This window comes from Ehrlichia ruminantium (genome assembly GCF_009728835.1).
GTDB lineage: Bacteria > Pseudomonadota > Alphaproteobacteria > Rickettsiales > Anaplasmataceae > Ehrlichia > Ehrlichia ruminantium_B.
In genome coordinates this window covers 373,609-399,248 of sequence record NZ_CP033455.1, presented here as the reverse complement: position 1 = coordinate 399,248, position 25,640 = coordinate 373,609, and the positions used below count along the sequence as shown (strand labels likewise).

Below are 25,640 nucleotides of genomic sequence, written 5' to 3'. Positions count from 1 at the left end.
AATTTCTAATACACTTAATTTACAAAAGTAAGGTTGAAAAAAACCCACTAAATAGTAATATAAATGGCTTATACACTATAAGCTAAAATCCCAATAATGATTGAATACAAACCTTAATTGTTTATACACAAAAACAATATTGTCATTCAATTCAAATTAGATCTTTCTTTTACCACATTATTCAAATTACATGGTAATGATAATATCATAAATAACCATTATACTAATAGGCTCTCTTATAAAGTTTATACTTAACAATCTTTTTAACCCTAATAAACATTTCACATCTATTACATAGACTCCAGTTGTTACATATAATAAATATCTACTACTCAATTCAAATATAAGATCTTCTTTTGACTGTATTATTAAAATATAACATACTACATGGTAACAATAATGATGAACTTATTACGTTATGGAAGACTATATTACTGCTCTTAATGAGGATCAGAAGGAAGCTGTTATCAATATCAATGGACCAATTTTAATATTAGCTGGGGCAGGAACAGGTAAAACCAGAACTATTACTTCAAGAATAGCTTATATTCTCAATAATAATTTCGCACTTCCCAATCAAATCTTAGCTGTAACATTCACTAATAAAGCTGCTAATGAAATGCTTTCAAGAATAAATGAGATAACTTTTGCATCTAACATATGGCTCGGCACATTTCATGCAATAGCAGCAAAAATTCTTCGACAACATGCTGAAATAGTTGGGCTAAAAAATGATTTCACTATTATTAGTACAGATGATCAACTACAAGTAATCAAAACAATAGTCAGTGACATGCACCCTGAATATGCATCAGATGCTCATAAAATCATCTTAAACAAAATACAAAGATGGAAAGATAGAGGGTTGTTACCTACAAATATAAGTGATACAGAACTAGGTAAACCAATTAATACAATAGCATTAAGCACCTACCACATTTATCAAGACAGATTAAAATTTCTTAACTGTGCCGATTTTGGTGATTTACTGCTACACAACATCGAAATATTTACTAAACAGCATAGTATTCTATTACATTATCAAGAGCAGTTTAAATATATTATGGTCGACGAATATCAAGACATCAATACCATTCAATATCTATGGCTGAGATTACTAGCACAAAAACATAAAAACTTATGCTGTGTTGGAGATGATGACCAATCAATATATAGCTGGCGAGGAGCAGAAGTTGGGAATATATTAAAATTCTCAGACGATTTTCCTAATGCAAAAACTATACGCTTAGAATGTAACTATAGATCAACATCAAACATCTTAGAAGTTGCTACAGCTATAATAAATAATAATAAATCCAGGTTAGGAAAAAAATTATGGACAACAAATAAAGAGGGAAATAAAGTTAGTTTGATGAAGTTCTGGGACAGCAGATTAGAAGCTCAGTACATATGTGAGTATATAAAGAACCTACACGACTATCAATTTAAAGAAACTGCAATTCTGGTCAGAGCAGGATTCCAAACTCGAATATTTGAGGAATACTGCATTAAGTACAATATACCCTATAAAATAATTGGTAGCACAAAATTTTATGATCGACAAGAAATTCGTGATATAATTGCATATTTAAAAATTACTGTAAATCCTCAACACGACATTGCTTTTGAAAGAATCATTAACAAGCCAAAACGGAATGTTGGAGCATCTACTTTCAACAAAATATATTCATGTGCCAAACAATACAATACTCATTTTTTGGATGCTACAAAAATATTAATTGAAAACAATCAGTTACCAGATAAGACATCTCGAACATTAAATAACTTATTAAACAAAATCAATTCTTGGAAAGAATCTTTGTTATCAGACTCAATATCAAACACTGTAAAAATGATAGCATACGATTCAGGATATATAGATATGCTAGAAAATGAAGGAGAAAGTGGACTAGCACGTATAGAAAATATAAAAGAATTGTTTTCCGCACTATTAAACTTCAATGATATAAATGCATTTTTAGAACACATTAGTCTTGTGACAGAAGTAGAAACATTAAACTATGATAACAATTATACATGTATCATGACACTACATGCAGCAAAAGGCCTAGAATTTCCTGTAGTTTTTTTACCAGGATGGGAAGAAGGAGTGTTTCCACATGAGAAATCTTTACAAGATAGAACAGGAGAAGCTTTAGAAGAAGAAAGAAGACTAGCATATGTTGGAATTACAAGAGCACGGGAACAGTTATTCATATCATGCGTAGCAGTAAGAGATATAAACAATTGGCGTCAACAAATGGAGATATCACGTTTTATAAAGGAACTACCTGTAGAACATGTACAAGTCATTAAAAACGTATCAAGTCATTATTAATTAAATTTACGTTTATAATTTTCTACCAATTATAAGCTGTATTTACCTGTTACACATATTATAATTATTAACTTTCTATACAATACATCTTTACAAATATTAATAACAATTCAACTTATTTAACATATACTTACAAGTGTTACATCAAAATATACTATATTATTAGAATACAATAAATATGGCCTAAACAGACTATTTAGTAACAATCTCACACTAAACAATATACATTAATATCCAACATATTCATCAATTATTAAAAATTAAATTGTTATAATATATTATAATTATTATTATGTAATATAATTACACGCTTTAATACATATTATACAGAGTTGTTATGATACATAGACTCCGCAACATATTTACTATACCTAAGTGTGTAAAAGCACTACAAACATTTAAATTAGAGAAGATAAGAAACACGCAATATAAAGAATGTTCTAGTGGACACCAAGCATGGTTGGACTTTCCTAGAAGTAATATATTAGTGAATGGCAAACATATAGACTTTAGTAATAAAATTGAACAATATTTAAAACAACATCATATAAAGAATATAAATAACATTAACTTCCGCGAAGCTTTACACAAGATACTAGACACAGTAACTCTTGAGCAATCTGGATTAAAAATAAAGCCAACACTTAAAGATGAGATAATAACTATCGCACACCAAGCATGTTTACATGGTTCATTATATACATCTGTACTGGCAGATATGGTTAATGATATACAGAATATACCAAGTAATCGTCATTCAAATCTTTTTGCAGTACTTAATAATTTTCAGACTAACATTACAATACTATCAGAAGATACTATAGATGTAGTGTATACCGAAGATGCACATATCAAAAATACAGAGCAAGAGCAGAATTTATATGATGGTATAAAGGCACGTTTATCATTTAAGGTTAGTACCTATGTTTCTGGAATTGCGGTATATCGCAATCCTTGTGTATCACTAACACTACCACAAACACTTCAAAGAGAGTTAGTGAGACCTCTACCAATGATCACATCAAATCTCTGGTCTAGAATCAAGCATTGTGTTAGGAAAATAAAAGACGGTGTACTAATTGCTGGCAGACATGCGGTCACACTTCACCATATCCAATCCACCATTGAGAATACATCAACAATATTCACCAACCAACGAGGTATGGTATGCAATACTGTAATGACATTCCAAAGATTACGAATTATGGAACAAGAAACTGAGGTCAATGAACCACAACATACCCCAAAACCACATCAGGTATTACCTAGATCTACAACATACTTATCAGAAGTCACTGGTTTTTCAGCAGAAGGACAAGGAGAGGGCCGATCAACATAGTGATTAAACAAATACAATTGCTATACTTATCAATAAGTTAAACATATGAATATTCCAGATATTTTATCATGTGCACAACACCTAAATCTCTCTAAGTTTATACGAAGAACAACACACCAAGAAATAACTTCAAGGAATACTCTATACCAATTAAGTAATAAGTTCTCATTAACACATGTAAATGGTATAGCCGTTGACATAAATAAAGAACTAGAAGAGGATTTAAAAAAATATTCAAATCCAACTTTAGAATTTAAAGATCAAACACGCGCTATTCTCTTACAAGCACTATCAAGGCTATGTTTTGCAGCCAGTAACATAATGCCTAACGTTATGATCTTAGATGAACTGATAAATATATTAAATCCATCAGGTTTATGCAGTACAGGGTATGTTACAATCACTCATAAACTACTCGATAAAATTACAGAGTGTATTCCAGATTCTTCAATTATGACAAAAAAATGTCATCACTTTCTTCACCTTAATTTCGAATGCAGCAATTTAGTACATATTTCATTTTGCGAAACTATACATTTAAATAATAATTCTGACCCCTCTTTATCTATAGGTACACAAATAGATTTTTCCATTCTAGCTAATCCTGACCACACTTTTGATTATGATAACATCAAGTTAACAATAAACGTACCACACAAAGTACATTCACATAAAATTTTAAGCAAGTGGAATATTATTAAAATAAATTGCAAAACAGCTATAACGAACTTTTTCCATAAAATTACTGCATGTTTTACTAGAAAAACTTATATACCAACACCAAAATTTAAAATACAAGAAACAATCGAAACAAACTCATCAGAAATAACATGCAACTTATCAAGCTTCACATTACATGCATTAAGACATCCAAAACAAATACAAAAACACTTATCTGACTTTCGGCAAGCTTTCAATAAAGCACAAAATTTACATCCTTCTACTACATCAAATCTATCAACAACAAAATTACCCTTCCAACATAATGTTCACAAAACTTCTGATTCTCAAGCTTCATGTTCTGACACTATATCAGACCTGCAAACAACAGAAAACTCAGAATCTTCAAGATTTAGATCTAATTCACGCTCATCATCTAGTACCTACTCTATCAGCACCACCTCAAAACAACCAATATCTAAATCTCAGTCCACACCAAACTTAGATCAAATACAACCAGTAAAGTTAAAGGCTAAATCCCATTCTGAATCAAGTATATGCAGTACATCTTCTTATGCAAATGCTAATACTCCAAGTCAACCACAAGAAAGAGCACAAAAAGGTAATGTTAGTCCATTTACCAAATTACATATTAAATTCAAACTAATAACTCAGCATAATAGAACAAATTTAACAAAATAAGTTATATTTTCGATAAATAATCTACGCCAATATTCAAAAACAGAGAGAGTAAACATATGTATACTTTATTCTGTGAGCGCAATTATATGCTAAATCTGCAACAACAAATCAAGGTAATAAATTAAGTTATTTTTATAGTCAATTAATACCAATATTTAAACAGAAAAAACAATATGTACATACTTGCTAAATTTGCTACTAACAAACTAATGACATATTATAAACATACTTGATAACATACAAATTTAACACATAAATCTTATAAAAGGCTACTATTGTCTCATAACTAATCAACTCTGTATAATTTAAGTGACCAAGTATTTCCTACATATTTTGACAGATTATACAACTATTTCACAACTAGTAGATAATATTATCTATTAGTATATATTACTAAAAAAAATCTATCTATATTGTTGAAACAGGCATTTTATTACAAATTAACTAAATTGTCATTACTTCTCTAGAATTCAATAGCAGTAAACAACTTATATTAACTAAAAGTAACAGTATTACATAACTGATAGGTTATTTCCCGTCATTCCTAAATATTGTACATTTGTTCTTCCAACAACATCAAGTACAGGAAGCATACTATCAGATACTTGTCTTTTAGAAAGTTTACGTTCTTTCACAATAAAAATTGGCATACTACATTGTACAACATTATGTATCCCACGAGGACATCCCATAAAATTAGTAATTATAGACATAAGACCTTCTACTGAACAATACTGTAAAATCTTGCTGTTATATTTTGTAGGCAATATAAAAAACTCGATGTTTGAGTAAACTGCATAGTCATATTCTTCATTCATAGATTTCTTTTTCGCTAAATCATCAAGCTCTATATTAATAGAAAGTAGGTGTGGCAATATTCTAACAGTCATTACTGTAGAAGTTCTATCATTATAATAATATGGTAAAGATTGCGCTACTGCCATATACTCTTCTTGTTGTACTAAATTGTCTATTATATTTAGTAACAAATTCTTATAACCTTGAGCATACAGATAGCTTATAGTATGATGTATTAAACATATATTGGGCTTATTTTCTACATTTTCTGCAATAAGACTTTCAAGAGCTGCTCCCATTGTAGCCCTCGTAATTTTATCATGCTCACTATTATATTTATAACTCTTACTAGCTTTTACATATTTTAAATGCTTTTCCATCAATTTATGATCTGGTCTTCTTTTATAATAATAAAATCTATCTATCAGTTGTTTCCCAACCTTAATATCATTAACATAAAAAGAAATCCTATCCTGATAAGAAATTTGTATATCACCCATAGTAGTATCCGCCGAACTAACTATTTTTGATAACTTACTTTGCAATGAACAATGTGATTTACCTTGCCTTTGAAAAATATAGGATTTTAAAAAAACAGCAACAACCAATAAAATCAGGATAACCATAATGCAGTATAATAATATACAGCCTATACAACTCATTCTTACTTATTAGCAAATATGATAACAAGTATCTATAATAACATAAATATTAATAAATTAATAGATCATAAAAGAATATTTCTATCTTGTAATATTTAGGATAATACTTATACTCTATATTAATAAAACAAAAACAATATAATACTTTTATACTATAACTATTTTCTAATATTTAATATATTTATTACGGACATACTTTAAACATTCTAAAAGTTTGTAGATTCCATATAAAACATGAACCGATTACTATTATAAGCTACATACCACCACATGTAAAATAGTTAAAAATAAAAATGCAATTCATGTTAAGTATTAGAATCAATATTTCATACCATAACAGCACTACATACCTTGATATTGAAATAAATTTTTATAAATATAAGAGTAATAACTATACTAATTCTTAGCATAAAGTTTTCATTGGCAGCTATATAAGTATTTATATCGGCCACATTTTATCACATATACAGACCAGATCCAGTACTTGTTCCTTCTACATCACTAACTAAAAGAGGAGATCTTTCCCCATGAGTCACTTGATTCGCCACAGTATATACTACACCCCTCCGATCTACTTGCTGCTTTATATTAGGTAAATGATCAAAGTCTGGTATACAATGTATATAAATCTCTTTAGGATGTATTACTTGACCTCTTTCATCATACTTAGTAATTGAAAAGCGGATACCTTTTTTTGATGAATATTCTAAAACCTCATCATTATTTTCTGCAGGTGATATTAATAAATTCATAGTTGAAAATAATCGACTACTATACCTTTTACAACACACCCCATTCACCATTGGTATACGCTTGCTAAGACTTACATCAATAGAAAGTTGATTTGGTAATGTTGTATCATACCTTACATTAAGTACTTGACAACTTATATCTAGAGGATACTGTAAACGCTCATACCCCATTGCTTTGTGCTTCAATTGTATTACATCATTTATCATATTTATTAATAAACATTCATAACCTGGAGAATACAGATAACTTATAGTATGGTGTATTAAACTCATACTTGGTGTCACCTGTGTACCTTGCATAATAATACTTTCAATAGCTGCACCAATCATAGCCCTGCTCATCTTAGCATGTTGACTGTGACTATTATATCTTTGACTAGTTTTTAGATAGTTAAGATGCTTAAGTACTAATAAATCATCTTGTCCCCTTTCTTGATAATCATTGAGTTGAGAACTGATCTGCTTACTTTTCTCCTCACCATTAATAAAAAAATAGGTTGTACCATTAGCTAAACAACTCTGCGTTCCATGAATAGCAGTATCTGCTGAATCAACCATGTCTAATAACCTAGTTCCTAACAAGGTTAATTCTTCACCATACAATATAATATATACTATTAAATAAATAACAAGAGCTAGGAACATGATACCAAGCACTATAGTAAAACATACTATTTTCCAATCATCCATTGTTTGTGTTCTAATAAATAATAATTAATGTTGTATAGCATAGTATATTAAAAAAGTAAAATATTTTATTAAAAAATTAACCTTAATATTTACTAAGAGCCTCAAATAATACCTAAAGCCCTATAACTACATGAAATTGCACAATATTCTTTATAGCATTACAACCTTATCTCACACAGCTTATGCTATTATATAAAATGAATTAATAATTATACTCGTTTTTCAGAAACTATACTTTTCTAAGTACAACATAATCCAATGATTAAACATAAATTGTATATATATGCTTTGATAACACAGAAAAAAGCACAGTCTCAATTCATATTTATCTTAAATCAACACCAATCTTGCAAATATTTAAAAGGAATACACAAATAATATTGAGCAAAACTTTATAAATAAACATAAAAAATTTTAATATAAAATCTTTGCTGATTATCACACAATAATATTTAAAGTGCAGTTTCAGCAATATGTCTATCGTCAACAACACTAGATCGTAACATACTACTCACACGCCTAGAAGGCGTCTCTTCTTTACCAACACAAAATGTTGGAATTCTAGTTCCATGTATCATGTTATACAGAAAAGCACTGTCTTTAACCACAGAATTCATGCCTGTGCATGACTTATATTGTAACGCTTGATTATTACGTCCCACAGGTAATACTGATAAATTTATATCTGAATATAAGTATCGAATACAATGCTCACTACCCAACTCTGATATAGAATCATTATTCTGAACTAGCACTTCCAAACTAACCTGATTTTGTCGCATTTTAGTATCATACTTAATAGTGAGCTTTATGCTCTCTCTATCAACATGATAACTATAGACAGGTATACGTATAAATTTATATATTGTAGATAGTTCATGTTGTATAACACGATTTACAAACTTTACTAACAAATCCTGATAACCCTCAGAATAAAGGTAGCTTATCACATGATGTATCAAAGATAAATCTAGTGTTTTCGTACTAACTTTTTGAATCATACTTTGAAAAGCTGCACCCATTATAGCCCTTTTTACATTATCACTATCATTGTTACTACTATATGCTTTATTAGTCCGTAAATATGCTAGATGTTGTTCTATTAATACATCATCTTGGTTCTGTTCATAATAATCAAACATCTCCATAAATTGTTTTCTCATGTCAACATCATTAACCATCAAACAAATGCTATTACTATAATCCCTTTCGGCTTTAATAGTAGTATTTGCCCCATCAATTATTGATGATAATCCATCTCCCAACAATTTCATTCTCTTCTTATGCAATCTTAGTAATACTATCATAGCAATCAAAACGATCATTAGTACGATCCCACTAAAAATAAGCAAGCCATACAATATTTTATTTGTACCTATCACACCCATTATTTACCTATATTAAACAATATTAATATTGTATAATATTTATTAAGTAATAAAAAGATATTTACTTTAAAAATTTATTTAACAATATTTATTAATAATCTTAAATAATGTATACAATTTTATGCTGTGTATAGTATTTTTTACATGTATATTAGCTCATCTGGTATAGTTCATGTTATTATATAGAATTCATGAATAACTTATATTTTCCTTAAAAATAATACAGATCTTTACACACAATGTTTTTATAATATGATAAATACACTATAAATTTACATTTTGTATTTATGTAAATACTTGGTATTTACAATTAAGTTAATATTGAGTTTAATAGTAATATATTCATATTGATTAATAATCTATAATTATTAGTAAAAATATCGTATATTTTTTATTAAAATTCCGATTAATACCTACATATATTAGGTTTCCACTATACCAACATCTTGACATTTAACAACATCTGACAAACATACATTATTAAGTGTGCGCATCAATACGTGGTCTACAAAGAACTCTGGTATAATACTCTCACATCTTACTTGAGATACAAGTCCTAACCTTCTACGTAAAAAATCCCAAACTAAGGATGTAAGACCTTTTTTTGATCTATATGTTAAAAATTGATCATCACTTAGTGTAGGCGATATAAATAATTTCATGGTTGAGAATGATGTTCTTTTCAACTCCAATTCACTATTGCAATTCAAAAAATCCTCACTGTACATGTCTACTTTAATACAACACTGATTACTCAATACTCTACTATCATATTTAATAGTAAGTGTAACACCGTTCCCAGGACGAATATTTGATACATACTTCACATTACTACACCATGTAGATCTTTTATATTTTAGTACCTCATTTACTAAATGCACCAATAAATCTTCATAACCTATAGAATAAAGATAACTTATCACATGATGTATTAAGCAAAGATTTGGACTAAAAGTATTTTTTCTCACAATCTTTTCAAAAGCTGCACCCATCATAGCTCTTCTTATCATCTTATTCTCATCATGCGAACTATAGCCCGCACTAGTTTTTAAATATTCTAGATGTTTTTTGACTAATATATCATCTGGCACCTCTTTATAATAAGCCAAGTTTTGCATAAATTCCTTTCTAATTTCAATACCATCAACAATACAACAGATTTTTTGACTATAATCTTCTTCCTCTCTTATAGTAGTATCTGCTATACTAACCATTACTGATAATTTATTTGACAATAATTCTAGCTTCCCTGCATTTCGTATACACACTATCACTATCACAGCTAATACAAGAACCATCACTATTAATACCAGAGCCATCATACCATATTTTTTTACCATCTCTAAAACTGTTACATCCATTGTTTACTTCCATTAAATAATTATTAAAAAAATTATATATGATATAGCATAAAAAATAAAAGTCTTAATTAAGATTTATTTGATAATATTGATTAACAATTTAAGTAGTTGATATCCTATATTCTCTAAAGTTGAAAAACATTTTTCATACTATAATTACCATCTTAGTATATATACACCACTAGCCATGAACCAATAGTGTACTCTAGAAACAACATATCCTCTATATGAATACAAATATACCAATATTAGAAATTGTCACATGCTCATACGTTTACAATACAACAATAAATTTTTATATGCTAAGTTGTAAAAATCGTTGTTGTACAAACTCGTGTAAACAAAATAGATATCGATTAAAATATTATTATCATATTGGCAGTATTATTAAGATACATAATAAACCCTCAACTGTAGGGTCTTAACAATTACATCAATTATTATATAAAACTATTAACTAACCTACATATTATTAAATTTAAATATTTTCAAGCAAAAACAATTAATTGATGTAAAAATCCTATCTATAATTTGTAAAGTTATATAACAAGATATTACGTACTGTATTGATATTTTATTCACTATCAGTTATGATTATTTAATAAGAAATTAATATTAATATTTAATTTATATACTATTTACTGCGTTATTTTAATATAATTGAATCATATCAATTTAGTACAATAAAAAATGCTATCAATTTGTTACAATAAAATAACCAACACTTTTGTCATTCTGAAAATCATAATGTTTGCTATACTTTCTATATTGCCAATACTGTTAATACCAATTATAGCCTTGTACAGTGTACTTAATCATATTCATAATAGTCATTTTTTTAAAAAACACTTAAGATGTCCTTCTGTAAAAGGGTTACAAGAAACCTTAATACCCCAAAAAGTAAGTAACTCAATAAAAACAGGATTTCAAACATTAAAAGATATTCAAAAGATCAATATTGAAATAAATGGTCATGAAATAGACACTAATGATATAGAAGCAAAACTCAACAAGTATAACAATTACAGAAATGCCTACGATATACCACAACGTATGTTATATCATATAGAATACATATCAAACAAATGCAAGATAACACACAAACAGACTAGAGAGATTTTTTTTGATAGAATCAGTTTAGCATTAGTACTTGAAGATCTGATATCCGAATATACACATAAAACAACTAATAATATACCTAACCCTAAACCTAATCCAAAAATTATACATGAAATAATAACACGGTGTAATAAACTCAACTACCTTAATGTTCCTAAACAAATATCAAGTAATATACTCAATTTAGAAGACAACCCATTCCTCATAGAACAAAAGCATCGTAACATCCAAATATCATTAGACACGATACTATTTACACCACAAAACAGTAATACTATGATATGTACTATTACAGAAGAGTTACCCATATCAGAAACACAACAAAAGTATTTGACCCTAGATCAAGAAACGTCAAATATAATTTCATCATTAAGATTTACTTTAGATGCAGAGTCACAAGACGACAGTATATTATACAACAATATAAGCTTTGAACTCAGTATACCTAATAATTTAAAAAGATATACCACAAAAACACATTGCAGAAACTTTATAAAAAAATCAAATAAAACTCATGCTATATTAAGTGAAATAGATACATATAATGGTAGAACATACTTTCTATACGATTTTCCAAAATTACAATCTTCCAATTTACTATCATTGACCAATAATGACATTACATACTCTGAGTATGAAATATCAACTTTAAACATTAGTAATTCTCTACCTTTTTAGTATAAAACACATGATTCTTGTAAAAAATAATTCTACTTAAAAGATATAATAATATAATTCGTATTTTTCTATAAATAACTATTACCTTATTAAATAGTTACTCTATTAAAACCACACAACATAATACTAAAAATGGAATCCTGGTATATTAAAATACTAAACAAAGTATATTAAGATTTAAACAGGATAGTAAAAATTAGACACATAATAATAACCTAACTTCTTATCCTATCCAACTATAGACTTAGCTTATCACACCTTACACAAAAATCTAAAATTGTTTATTAATATATATTATAAAATTAAATGATATATTAACAATTCTTTATGCTATAATAACACAACATTTTTACACAAAGCATTAAATTAACATACATAATGACCCGCTCATTTACTACTTTTGTTATTGCAACACTAGTCATATCTTTTATCGTAATAATGTATTTTATAATAAGACGGTACAAATATTTACCTAGCAAAAAAATAATCTTTAATACACACCTAACAAATTTATCACAAAAGACTACATCTATTATTTTTTCTACATCAGATGACATAAATCAAGATACATTAACAGCAACTCACTCTTTTGAGAATCTAACTAATCTACAAATTAGGTTACATAATGGGGGAATAATTGCCAAAGAATTTATACAAGCAAAATTGAAAAATTATACCCTACAAAATCAATCAAGTGTACAATTGATGAGACATACGCAATATATATCAGATCTATTAAACATAAGACCTTTTCATAAATGCTACAAAATGTACTCCCAGAGAATTATTGCATCTGCAATGCTTGATGAACTTTTTAAGTATTACAGTAAGATTAAACCTGATCCTAGTATAACATATGAAATAGTAAACCATCTACATAGTCAAGGTTATGAAAAGCTAGGATACAAGTTCTTAAAGCAAATATTAAATAGCCAAGGATATCAACTTGAAAATACAGACATTACTAGTAATGTTATACATTTTACTGTTATCAATAGTCACAAAATCCAGATATCGATTAACACAGATATACTCATATCCGCTGAAAATACCCATATTCACAATAGCAAAATAAAAACATGTATTACATTTAACTTATCATTGACAGAGATAACACCAACCCTAAGTTCAGCACTATACACAGATATAAAGCTGATTATAGGCATCCCCAATAACATCACAGATTATATAACGACAAAACAACCTACAGATATAACAGAAACAAATAGCACCTATAACTGTGCTACCATGATATTTAATGACAATAAACTTAGTGTAAATCAACAAGACTCCAAGTATTGTTATATCGGTTATAAACTACCAAATCCCACATTTAGTTCATTAAATAACCAAACACTACATAACCTACATACATTCTCACACAATACTACCCCCATTTAAAAGGGTATCTTTATAATTATAAATAATTTATGTCACCAAATATTATTCACCTTCATACTTTTCCTAACCAATAACTGTCCTACGTAAATATCATATATCCTTAGAAATACTGATAATACTTGTTTAACACTACATTTAAATAAAATATAAGCACACCCTCATAAATTAATTATATGGTTACAAATATACTGCAATCACCAATATAATATATACCAAAAAAATAATAAAAACTACTAAAAATATTAAATTAACAATATAGTACACAATATATAAATAATTTAAATAAATATCTTAATATTATTTAAAATAATTTTATATAATTATATTAAATAAAAAACTTGTAACATATAATGAATCATACCACAACTATTGGAATACTAGTAATAGCAGTACTAGGATTACTAGTACTATTCTCTGCTCTACTACTACTGCACATAAAATACACTGAGCAAAACACCAAAAAAATCATTTTCAGTTCCCATTTCAAACACCTCTCACACGATGTTATACAAAATATGCTATATCCACCAGATAACATAAAAGATCAAGTAACTACAGGACAGAGAGCACTTAGCAATATTAATAATTTATCTATTGATATACCTTCAACAAACAATACCCAATTTAAAGAGGAACTAACACAACAATTAGAACATTATCAATCACAAGATATGTCTAATCCAACCATAGCAAAACATTTGAGATACTTTTCACAACATTTTAAAACCACATCTCCTGAAGAGCTATTTCGCACATACAAAGACAGAATAATCTTAGGTGCAGCCTTTGAAAAAACAATAACAAAATTGAAATCAAATCTAATACTTGCTCCACAAACAATACAAGAAGTAATATACCATATAGGGTACACAGGTTTTACAGATAACATCCTAAATAATATTTTAAATCCAGATAAACAACCAACTTATTATATATCAAATCATAGCAAAAAAATACGCATAATTCCATCTAGTCAATACGAAACAGTGTTCGAAATTACAAGTAATATATCGATATGTGAAATTACAAATCCTAAAAAAAAGTATACTTTTAACACTAAATTATCCTTTTGTATACTACTACAAAATAACAAACTATCATATACTCAAACATTGTTTTCACTGACCCTTCCTAACAAAATAAAAGAGCATATTACTAATAAAAAAAGAACTGCTATAGAAATGGCAACCAATCCTCTGCCTACAGATTTAAGCTATGCTACGTTAAATTATACAGGACAAACTAATATTAATAGGACTTCCCATTATATAATTGAATATGCTATGCCAAATCCTAAACCATTAGATTTAACACAATTAAACAATCCTCCACCTAGAATACTAGATAACACACATATAAGTAATATAGATAATCCTATTATTAATACAACAAAGTTATAAAAATACACTGATTAAATAATAAGGAATATATTTATCATCACAATAATATAACTTCACCTTATAAAACTACTTGATATTGTAAAACATATATTTTCAAACAATAAATGTTTTACCAATACCACACAATATTAAATAATAGTATTATCACTTTAAGTGATAACCATAAAAGTTAAACAATTACATATCAATAACCAGCAGTAGTTATAAATATCAAATAAATCTTATAATATCCACCATTAAAAAAATAGAAATACCATTTTAAGTTATATGATAATAAAAGAATTTCTATCAATTCCTAATAAGATAAAAAACATGAGCTATCAATATAATATATTATATAAATACACTATCTTTTTAAACCTATTAAACTTAAGTGACTTTTACTTGTTAAAGTTATAACCCATCTCTTTAGTATAAATATTTACTAAATACTTTACCTATCTTGATAAATTATGTATAATTTTACTAAAATTACTAATATATTTAGTAAATATTTCTATATAGATTATGAATAACATTACTAACATAACCATTGCTACTATAATAGTATCAACAATTATCATTACATTAAGCGTTATATTATTTTACACATTACTATCACTGGCCAATCAAAATATCAGGTACAAATTTAGTATCGCAACATTCAAAGCATACTTAAATACATTATCAAAGAATGACATAAAGAAAATACTATCCCAAAAAAGTAAGTATATTATAGAGACAAACACAGGAACCAATCTTCTCAACTTAAATATTCTAATTAATGGAGTAGACTTTACTACACTCGAGAAAAAATCACAAAGACATTACCAAGACAATGATTATATAAAACTACTACACTCTATAAAAAACAAACATATTCATTATCTATCACAACTATTAGATACAACACCCAATGTACAAGAACTTTACAAATATACAGATGAAATTAATTTAGCTACATCTTTAGATGCAGTATTTTCAATCTTTTGCACAGTTATATCTGACAAGTTTGTTCCTCCTACTCCAAGCATAACACATGAATTAGTAATACAGCTTTGTAAGACAGGATATGAAATGCTCGGATACAGTATCTTGATGAATACATTAAAAGATAGTCAAACATATAACATAACAATAACTGACAAAAAAACAGAATTTTTACTAACCAACACACCTAATAAACTCGGAGTAAGGGTATTGACAGATATATTAATTTACAATCGTATTAATCCAAACATACGCTATAATATCAGCACTACATGCTCTTTCTATATTTTACAACAAAATCAAACATATAATAGTCACATTTCATACACTAATATGTATTTTACACTATCTTTCCCCCAACATATGAAACGCTATATTAATATAGAAGGATATGATATTGTTCAAAATTTAATAGAATCTGCACAAGAAAATCATAACTATCCTATACTTATTTTCAGCGAACAAAATCATCATAACCAGTACATTATGCAATACAAGATTCCATCTCCGATAACAGTACAGTTACCTACAATACAAGAACATACTACTACAAAAAATAGAACATCTACCCAAAACAACACTAGCCCTACAACAAAAACAATACCCCAAGAACAACAAAGACAAGTATTACATTTACAAGTTGAAAAGGATGGTATTTCCCATTTTATTCGCAACTCATCTCATAAAAAAAAGTGAATACATAACTTACCATAAAGCATCTTATATACACACTAAGAAACATTAGATTGATCTTTTTCTTAATACTGACTATAGAATATTTCTCACATTCCCTATTAATGCTTATTATGTTAAACTTATCATAACATCACTATGAGTTTATGCATGATATATTATAAACAAAACATTTTATACCACTGTAAGAATTTTAAGATAAAATATACGATGTTAACTCTGCTGATAGATTAAATTTTTCAAAAGCTACATGTTTATAAAAGTAAACTCTTATATCAACAAAAAACTAACCATAGTTTCTTGCATAAAATATACAACTAAAAATATCAAAATTTACATAATTTATAATGAATACTTCCCATCAAAGGATAACATTACCAAAATAATAACTTATATTCTAAATACAACACAGGTACAAATGTCTAATATCTAAATTAAGTAGTTTTTCATTTTATAGACAGAAAATCCACCTTTATAAGTACAACAATAAAATGTGCTATTACCCTCATTAAACTACTATACAATTCTTAGACTAACACTACCATAATAATTACAAAATCAATTTAAAATATAGTAATTAAATTTTTAGTTTCACCTTCACTATAATATTGTATATAACAAAAGCCCTATTAGGGAGGGCACCATTAATCAAAAAATACACATTGTATTAATATTACTAATGTTTATTAAGTAATATCATACCGTAACCTATTAAGAAATAATACAAGAACTTTGTAGTGCTACAATAACTAAAAAATCAAGACATATTCAAGAACTATAAGACGATACTTGATCATGATTTGCAGTATTTAAACATACATAATATTAATTATTAATTTTATATAAGTGATCTTTTTGTTTTTTTATCACATTAAGACCTTAATATCATCAATGCTTACCAGCCAATATTACACCGTAACCTATTAAGAAATAATACAAGAACTTTGTAGCGCTACAATAACTAAAAAATCAAGACATATTCAAGAACTATAGACGATACTTGATCATGATTTGCAGTATTTAAACATACATAATATTAATTATTAATTTTATATAAGTGATCTTTTTGTTTTTTATCACATTAAGACTTTAATATCATCAATGCTTACAGCCAATATTACACCGTAACCTATTAAGAAATAACACAAGAACTTTGTAGCGCTACAATAACTAAAAAATCAAGACATATTCAAGAACTATAGACGATACTTGATCATGATTTGCAGTATTTAAACATACATAATATTAATTATTAATTTTATATAAGTGATCTTTTTATTTTTTATCACATTAAGACTTCACACAAATAAACAAAAAGATATTTCATTATTTATGATTACTATGTATATAACACTAAAAAATAATCCACTATTCCATAGCTCATTAGAATATTAAATAAACTAACTCCCAAACATAATACTATCAATATACACACGTTAAGTGTATTTATTTTAGCTGCATTGTGGAACGTGCCGATAATTTTTGACTATATTTGTAGAAATTTCATTAACAATTATAAATTTATTATTAAAGTACTCTATTATAAATAATCTACAACAACCAATCTATAAAATAATAAATATACTTTTTAATTGCACTATCAATTAGAACTAATACCATAGTATATTTACAATAATTTTACTACCACAATATTTACATGCTACTGTATTAATATAACTGAACACAAATTTGCATAATATTAATTGACTATTTTAATAAAAAATGACACAATAATTAACAAATTTACTATATTTAGTAAATACTTAATTATAGACTTAACATTAATCTTAGCATTAACATGTTTGATCTAGTTCTACAGTTTAATAAAAACACAAATCATATATGCTTGCTAACAATATGGATATTAATTACTTTACTAAGTACACTAGTTACTATTTGTACAATTCTTTATCTTATATCATTTATTCATAGAAAATACTTAAGCAAAACACATACTAAAAAAATTCCAGCAGATACCCAACATATACCAGGCCTATCAAAAAGCAATTTATCAAAAATATTATCTTCAGCAGATACTACAATACAAAAGACAAATAGTCCTCATACTGGTAAGTTAAGTTTGTACATAAATCAGCAAGTTATACAAGATAATGCGATAACACAATTAAACAACTACCATCAAAGTACAGAAGATGATATACCAATAAGAAAACATATACAATACCTAGAAACACTACCACAGGTCTATAACTCCTACTTTTGTTTATCAGATAGAGCTATATTAGGAGCATCTCTTGAAAAAATTTTTAGTACATCAACAAAACATACACCAGATTTAAAATTAATACACCACATGATAAATTACACTCATACCATAAGTTACACTAATGCATTATCTGAAATACTAAATAATACAGTACATAACAATTCAAGATATAAACTAATAAATACTGCACTTCGCCCACAAATTAAAATAATTTACAACAGCGAAACACCAAATCAATTTTCAATTGATGTAAAATTTGAAAGATCATTAATAACAACAGGTAAAAAACCTAAAATATATCCAATAACAGCAGAAATAACTTTTTCAATATCATTATCAGAAGATAAAAATCAAACCCTGCAATACTCACAAGGAAAAGTTGTACTAAATCTTACTAAGACATCCAATTCAAATATAAGGTCTTTTTTAAATATCTTTTACAGATCTAATAAAACAATATCACGTGCTTTCCATAAAACAACGCTACATCAAGTATCAGAAAACTTAACTAAATTAATATATCCTTTACCAGATTTTACAATTCAAAATATCACACCCATAGAACAATCCCCACAGGAGATACCTACAATGTACAATACTAGCATCTCATCTAACCCAGAAAAAAGCACAAGACAACATTAATACATATATATTTTATTTAGTTATACAAGATACAATACCCCACATAAAAATGCAAAATTCTTACTATAGTAAATAATTTTGGCCAATATCAAAAATATATTACCACACAATAAGCTGATCAGTACATACTTATATAATCAATACACACAAAACACACTAACTAGACATACACTAAGAACCATTTCTATATAATAAGTAAGAATTTCTGATCTATAGTAAACATATTTGATTAATATCACAAGTATACTACAACCACAATAAGTTGATAATGATGTATATAAATTAATATATATTCAGAAAAAAAACACAAGCAATATACCAATATTTACAACTTTCTACATAAAAAGCAAAAATTGATCATTTACAGTAAATACCATAAACCAATTTCAACAATTCATGATAATACATTTATATATTATTCACAAAATTACATGCCTATATCAGAATCACTATCTATCTACACTATGATAAAATACTACACTTTACACAATACCAAACCCACTAGACTTGAAATCATAATATTAAGACTACTTAACACATTAAAAGTCACATGTATTTTTATAAATTTACTCCTACAGCTCAACTTCAAAATATAAATTCATATTAATATTAACACATAACAACAGAACAGAACCATGACACATCACTATTGAATAATTTTCTAAGTTACCAACCAAAAATACAATAACACTAAGTACACCGGAACACTACAGTATAGTACACACATTTGCTATATATATTTCTCACATGATTTGGGTATTCATTACCACATGCTTTACATGAACTACACTCTAACAAAATACAATAACACTAAGTACACTGAAACAGTATAGTATACACATTTGCTATATATACTTCTTATATAATTTGGGTATTCACTACCACATGCTTTACATGAACTACACTTTAACAAAATACAATAACACTAAGTACACTGGAACAGTATAGTATACACATTTGCTATATATACTTCTCCATAATTTGGGTATTCACTAACATATGCTTTACATTAACTACATTCTAACAATACATAACAATATTAAGTTATCGGAATATAGGATACACATTTACTACACATAATCTCTCATATGATTCGTACGTTGATTACCAGATTTTTTATGTTAACATACCTTAACAATATGTAACTATACTTATCACTTAAAGTCTATACACCAACTTAATCTACTTTACTACAATATAACTAGTACATATTTGTTTATACAAAACATATAAGCAGGAATTAATATTACTGTAGTAGGTAGTAATATTAAACAGAAAATTTTAATATAAAGAAAACTTGATATTATCATAAAGTTATTACTATAACAAATACAGATATTGATAGGTCATATATCAATTTTACTATTAACATTGTTATTTCACTTTCTTCATCCAAATCTAGAAGTATATATTCTACATCATAAGGCTACATAAATAGGCACTCCAACACTACTATAAGACATTCTAGCCAATAATATAAAATCATCTTAAATAACACAGAATATTCTCAAAACTATTAATAATCTTCTACAATGAAAAATAACGACACTAAGATCAACTCCATATAACACCCTATTGTACAAAATAGCATCACTTTATTAATTATTTAATGATTTTTTATATAATTAATCTTGAAATGTTAACATAATTAATACACTATAAAAAGATTTATTAATTGGTTATTAAATATGTAATAAGGTTGTTCAGGATGTTTATACTTTTATTTAAATCTCAAAATATATTCAAGTACTTTTTCATTATAATAACTACATATATGCTCTTACTTTTATTTGCATTAATAATTAGTAGAATAATATTCTATAATCACAATAAAAAAGTTAACCAAAACTTTAAAATTACATTTACAGATTACTTATCTACCCTTAAATTTCAACATGTACCAAAGATTATAGTTCCTAAAAAACTAAATGATCATATTATACATGGAGGATGTACAAAACAAGACAATCAACGCTTTAATTTACAAATTAACGGATATAAAGTTCATGATACTAAAGAACAAACAACAAATAAGATAGAAAAGGCACGAACTCAGAATCCTAAAAAATTTCATGCTATTGAAAATAGTCATAGACAATATATACTTCAATTAACAGAAAGTACCTCTATTGATGATAAATTTAAACCTAGAATCGAAATGGCTGCATACCTTGAACACATATTTGAACAATGTGGACAAGTACCTCAAAAAAATCTTATACATGAACTAATAACTTATTTAAATCAAGGAGCTTACTTATCATCGTCCTATTTTGTAATATATCGCATGATCAGCAAACATGCATTAAATCAAAATGTACACTTAACAAATACACCGTCTCAAGTAGAGATTACAGTAATTAATCCACATTCTCTTAGACTAACTATAAAGCATGACTTCCCTATAAAAGCTATAGATAGTGAAGGCAGTGTAACAAACAAAGTAAAATATACTATCAACTCTGAGTTATCTTTTGTAATATCATCAAAACCAAATGATATTTTTAGTTCTATTTCGTATAGTCAAGTTCAGATGAAATTCAACAAACCTAAGCTTTTATCACAATATTTTAGTAACAGCAAACATGAATATACAAAAGATGGTCATAAATTTATCATATCAGTAAAAAAGAACAGAAATAATATCATACTAAGAACATCTAATTTTAACTCACCACCTCATACAACATACTTAAAAAAAACAGAAGGTTACAAAATAGCAGACTATTATTCTGAACAACATGCTCATAGATACTTAGATAATACAACATGTAGTAAGACTTGTACTTTAAGTAGATAAACATCTAAATATTTTTTAAACTAAGTCACAACTTAATATTTACATAAACAACAAATACAACTTCAACAGTAAAACATAATATATACCTTGAAATTACATACCAACGCTATTTAGTACATTACACCATATATACTTTTATAAATTTACTACTGCAATTTAACTTCAAGATATAAACTTACATAAACAATAGCTCTGGTCACAATACAAATAATTTAAATTACCTGACAATATTCTACTCGAACCAATAACATATAGAAAATTTCTCACTACAAAAATTGACAATATATATAACAGTATCACAAGAAATAATTTAAAGTATATTAAACCACTGCATTTATTGATAACATTATGCAATTTTACACTGATGAAATTCACTCAAAAAGGACATCACTAATTCATATTCGCATCACTATATATAACTTATAAAAACAATTAACAGTATTACTAAAACCACTATATCTATTGGTAAACATCACGCTATTTCACATTGATAAAAGCCATATAACAAGATCAACATTAATTCATACTTACTATAGCTCACATCACCCATATATACTAAATCACCTGTCTATTAGTAGTAATATTACGTAATTTCACACTGATAAAAGTCATCTAAAAAAGCCATTACTAATTCACACCTGCACATAAATACACACAACTTATTTTTTTAGATAAAAAACACTGATAAATTTCATACATTCGATACTACACAAAATAATTACACACTTTGCATATTGCATTTACATGATATAATTCTCAAAATATACTGTATTCAATCATGTTAGATGACTTTAAAATAGATCCACTAGTCAAAGACAAGGAACCTCCATTAACAACTGTAGTTGTTGCAATGTCTGGAGGAGTCGACAGTTCAGTAGCAGCAGCACTGCTACATAAGTTAGGGTATAAAGTCATTGGCATAACTTTACAGCTATATAATAATAATCATAACAATGCAAAAGGTGCATGTTGTGGCAGTTTAGATACAAAAGATGCAAAACAAGTAGCATCAAGTATGGGGTTTCCTCATTATACCCTTAATTATGAAAAGGTATTTAGAGAAGAAGTCATAGAAGATTTTATAGATACATACACACAAGGTAAAACTCCTATACCATGCGTAAAATGCAATCAAGTTATTAAATTCCGAGATTTACTTAATACAACAAAATCACTAGGTGCTGATGTGTTAGTCACAGGACATTACATTAGAAAAATAGAACAAGGTGATGACATATACGTATATTCAAGCAAAGATGTTAAAAAAGATCAAAGCTATTTCCTATTTGCAACCACAGTTGAACAATTAAAGTTATTAAGATTTCCATTAGGTAACTTTCATAAAGAAGATATAAGAAAGTTAGCCAAGTATCTTAATCTACAAGTTGCAAATAAACCAGATAGTCAGAATATATGTTTTGTTACAGACACATATAAAAAAACAATCGCTGAATTAAGACCACAGACAATAAAAAAAGGTAATATAATAGACACTGAAGGTAACATATTAAGTCATCATAATGGTATAGTTAACTTCACAATTGGACAAAGAAGAGGCATCGGATTGTCTTCTAGAGAACCACTATATGTAATAAAACTCAATCCTGATACTAATGAAGTCACAGTAGGACCAAAATCTGCATTACTACAAAATAAACTACATATAAAAGAGCTCAATTGGTTAGCAAAAGAGCAAATTCCACACAACGGGTTAACAGTTAAAGTCAAGTTAAGGTCATCTCATACAGGGAGCACTGCTATTATTTACCCAAATAATAACAACACAGCAACCGTACTATTACAAGATAGCTATTGTACTGTAACTCCTGGACAAGCATGTGTAATATATGATCAAGATAGAATGTTAGGTGGAGGATGGATATGCTAATACTAGTCACAACATTCAGAATCAAACAATAATTTATACAAATATTGACATCAACTCATCGTACTTATCAACAAATAGCCACACAAGTTACTCACGTTTAAATACATAGCAGTTGCAGATATGTTAATCCTACTAACAACATCATCAGAATAACATTCAGAACTCAACAACAACTCATACAAACATTGACATTAATTCATCGTACTTATCAACAAACAGTCATACAAGTTACTCATGTTTAAATATATAGCAAATGCAGATATGTTAATCCTACTAACAACATCATCAAAATAACATTCAGAATCAAACAATAATTTATACAAATATTGACATCAACTCATCATATTTATCAACAAATAGTCATACAAGTTACTCATGTTTAAATATATAGCAAATGCAGATATGTTAATCTTACTAACAACATCATCAGAATAACATTCAGAATCCAACAATAATTTATACAAATATTGACACCAACTCATCGTACTTATCAACAAACAGTCATACAAGTTACTCATGTTTAAATATATAGCAAATGCAGATATGTTAATCCTACTAACAACATCATCAGAATAACATTCAGAATCCAACAACAACTCATACAAACATTGACATCAGCTCATCATATTTATCAACAAACAGTCATACAAGTTACTCATGTGTAAATACATACATATGATTAAGCAATATTAGAATAATGTATAGTATAAATTATATACTTACATATTATTTAGGGAGTAGTCTTTAGAACAAATGATAAACCGACAATTGTATTTTCCAAATATCTTCTTACTCCTATATAAACCTATATAATCTTTCATATACTCATATTATTAAAGTATTGTGATAAAAGGTTAGGTTTTCTATATTTCACTGCATCTTACTGCATACATTATGCATATAAATTTAAGTTATATCAGCAAATCAATATAACACGTTATTCTGAAACATAACAACTAACTAAATATTTAATTGATATTCATACGCTTACAAACAATGAACACATCTTTATTATTAAAGACACACAAGAATATCATAGAGAAATATAAGGAGACAAAAATTAATAACACAACCTCTTAATACCATAACAACTTACAATATTACAAATCATATACACAATAATTCAATAACTT

General features: G+C 27.3%; 15 protein-coding genes. 10 read left to right on the top strand and 5 right to left on the bottom strand.

What is annotated here, in order from left to right; genetic code table 11:
* Positions 1 to 418: 418 nt before the first annotated feature.
* The 3 genes from EDL80_RS01310 to EDL80_RS01300 all read left to right on the top strand — a co-directional run bounded on the left by EDL80_RS01310 (position 419) and on the right by EDL80_RS01300 (position 5,039).
* Positions 419 to 2,338, top strand: a complete 1,920-nt coding sequence (locus EDL80_RS01310) for an ATP-dependent helicase (RefSeq protein WP_158406410.1) — start codon at positions 419 to 421, stop codon at positions 2,336 to 2,338.
* A gap of 337 nt (positions 2,339 to 2,675) precedes the next feature.
* The gene (locus EDL80_RS01305; protein ID WP_158406409.1) at positions 2,676 to 3,677 is read left to right on the top strand and encodes a hypothetical protein; all 1,002 of its coding nucleotides are present in this window, start codon (positions 2,676 to 2,678) and stop codon (positions 3,675 to 3,677) included.
* Positions 3,678 to 3,722: 45 nt separating this feature from the next.
* Positions 3,723 to 5,039, top strand: a complete 1,317-nt coding sequence (locus tag EDL80_RS01300; protein ID WP_158406408.1) for a hypothetical protein — start codon at positions 3,723 to 3,725, stop codon at positions 5,037 to 5,039.
* 512 nt (positions 5,040 to 5,551) lie between these two features.
* On the opposite strand, the gene EDL80_RS01295 is transcribed toward EDL80_RS01300, so the two are convergent.
* From EDL80_RS01295 to EDL80_RS01280, 4 genes are all read right to left on the bottom strand, one after another.
* Positions 5,552 to 6,499, bottom strand: coding sequence for a hypothetical protein (locus EDL80_RS01295; RefSeq protein WP_158407146.1), 948 nt, complete (start codon positions 6,497 to 6,499; stop codon positions 5,552 to 5,554).
* A 458-nt stretch (positions 6,500 to 6,957) separates the two neighbouring features.
* Positions 6,958 to 7,941 carry a hypothetical protein gene (locus EDL80_RS01290; RefSeq protein WP_158406406.1) on the bottom strand — a complete coding sequence of 328 codons (984 nt, stop codon included), beginning with the start codon at positions 7,939 to 7,941 and terminating at the stop codon, positions 6,958 to 6,960.
* A 452-nt stretch (positions 7,942 to 8,393) separates the two neighbouring features.
* Positions 8,394 to 9,329, bottom strand: coding sequence for a hypothetical protein (locus EDL80_RS01285; protein WP_158406405.1), 936 nt, complete (start codon positions 9,327 to 9,329; stop codon positions 8,394 to 8,396).
* A gap of 422 nt (positions 9,330 to 9,751) precedes the next feature.
* Positions 9,752 to 10,690 carry a hypothetical protein gene (locus EDL80_RS01280; RefSeq protein WP_158406404.1) on the bottom strand — a complete coding sequence of 313 codons (939 nt, stop codon included), beginning with the start codon at positions 10,688 to 10,690 and terminating at the stop codon, positions 9,752 to 9,754.
* Between the two features lie 747 nt (positions 10,691 to 11,437).
* Between EDL80_RS01280 and EDL80_RS01275 the strand changes: the two genes are divergently transcribed.
* The 7 genes from EDL80_RS01275 to mnmA all read left to right on the top strand — a co-directional run bounded on the left by EDL80_RS01275 (position 11,438) and on the right by mnmA (position 24,507).
* Positions 11,438 to 12,487, top strand: coding sequence for a hypothetical protein (locus EDL80_RS01275; protein ID WP_230957220.1), 1,050 nt, complete (start codon positions 11,438 to 11,440; stop codon positions 12,485 to 12,487).
* Positions 12,488 to 12,925: 438 nt separating this feature from the next.
* Positions 12,926 to 13,888, top strand: a complete 963-nt coding sequence (locus tag EDL80_RS01270; protein WP_230957219.1) for a hypothetical protein — start codon at positions 12,926 to 12,928, stop codon at positions 13,886 to 13,888.
* A gap of 350 nt (positions 13,889 to 14,238) precedes the next feature.
* On the top strand, positions 14,239 to 15,288 hold the full coding sequence (locus EDL80_RS01265) for a hypothetical protein (protein WP_230957611.1): 1,050 nt from the start codon (positions 14,239 to 14,241) through the stop codon (positions 15,286 to 15,288).
* Between the two features lie 507 nt (positions 15,289 to 15,795).
* Positions 15,796 to 16,953, top strand: a complete 1,158-nt coding sequence (locus EDL80_RS01260; RefSeq protein ID WP_158406401.1) for a hypothetical protein — start codon at positions 15,796 to 15,798, stop codon at positions 16,951 to 16,953.
* 1,795 nt (positions 16,954 to 18,748) lie between these two features.
* Positions 18,749 to 19,819, top strand: a complete 1,071-nt coding sequence (locus tag EDL80_RS01255) for a hypothetical protein (RefSeq protein ID WP_158406400.1) — start codon at positions 18,749 to 18,751, stop codon at positions 19,817 to 19,819.
* Between the two features lie 1,774 nt (positions 19,820 to 21,593).
* Positions 21,594 to 22,619 carry a hypothetical protein gene (locus EDL80_RS01250; protein WP_158406399.1) on the top strand — a complete coding sequence of 342 codons (1,026 nt, stop codon included), beginning with the start codon at positions 21,594 to 21,596 and terminating at the stop codon, positions 22,617 to 22,619.
* Between the two features lie 778 nt (positions 22,620 to 23,397).
* On the top strand, positions 23,398 to 24,507 hold the full coding sequence (mnmA, locus tag EDL80_RS01245; RefSeq protein ID WP_158406398.1) for a tRNA 2-thiouridine(34) synthase MnmA: 1,110 nt from the start codon (positions 23,398 to 23,400) through the stop codon (positions 24,505 to 24,507).
* Between the two features lie 332 nt (positions 24,508 to 24,839).
* Here mnmA and EDL80_RS01240 read toward each other — a convergent pair whose 3' ends face one another.
* On the bottom strand, positions 24,840 to 25,097 hold the full coding sequence (locus EDL80_RS01240) for a hypothetical protein (protein WP_158406397.1): 258 nt from the start codon (positions 25,095 to 25,097) through the stop codon (positions 24,840 to 24,842).
* Positions 25,098 to 25,640: the final 543 nt, after the last annotated feature.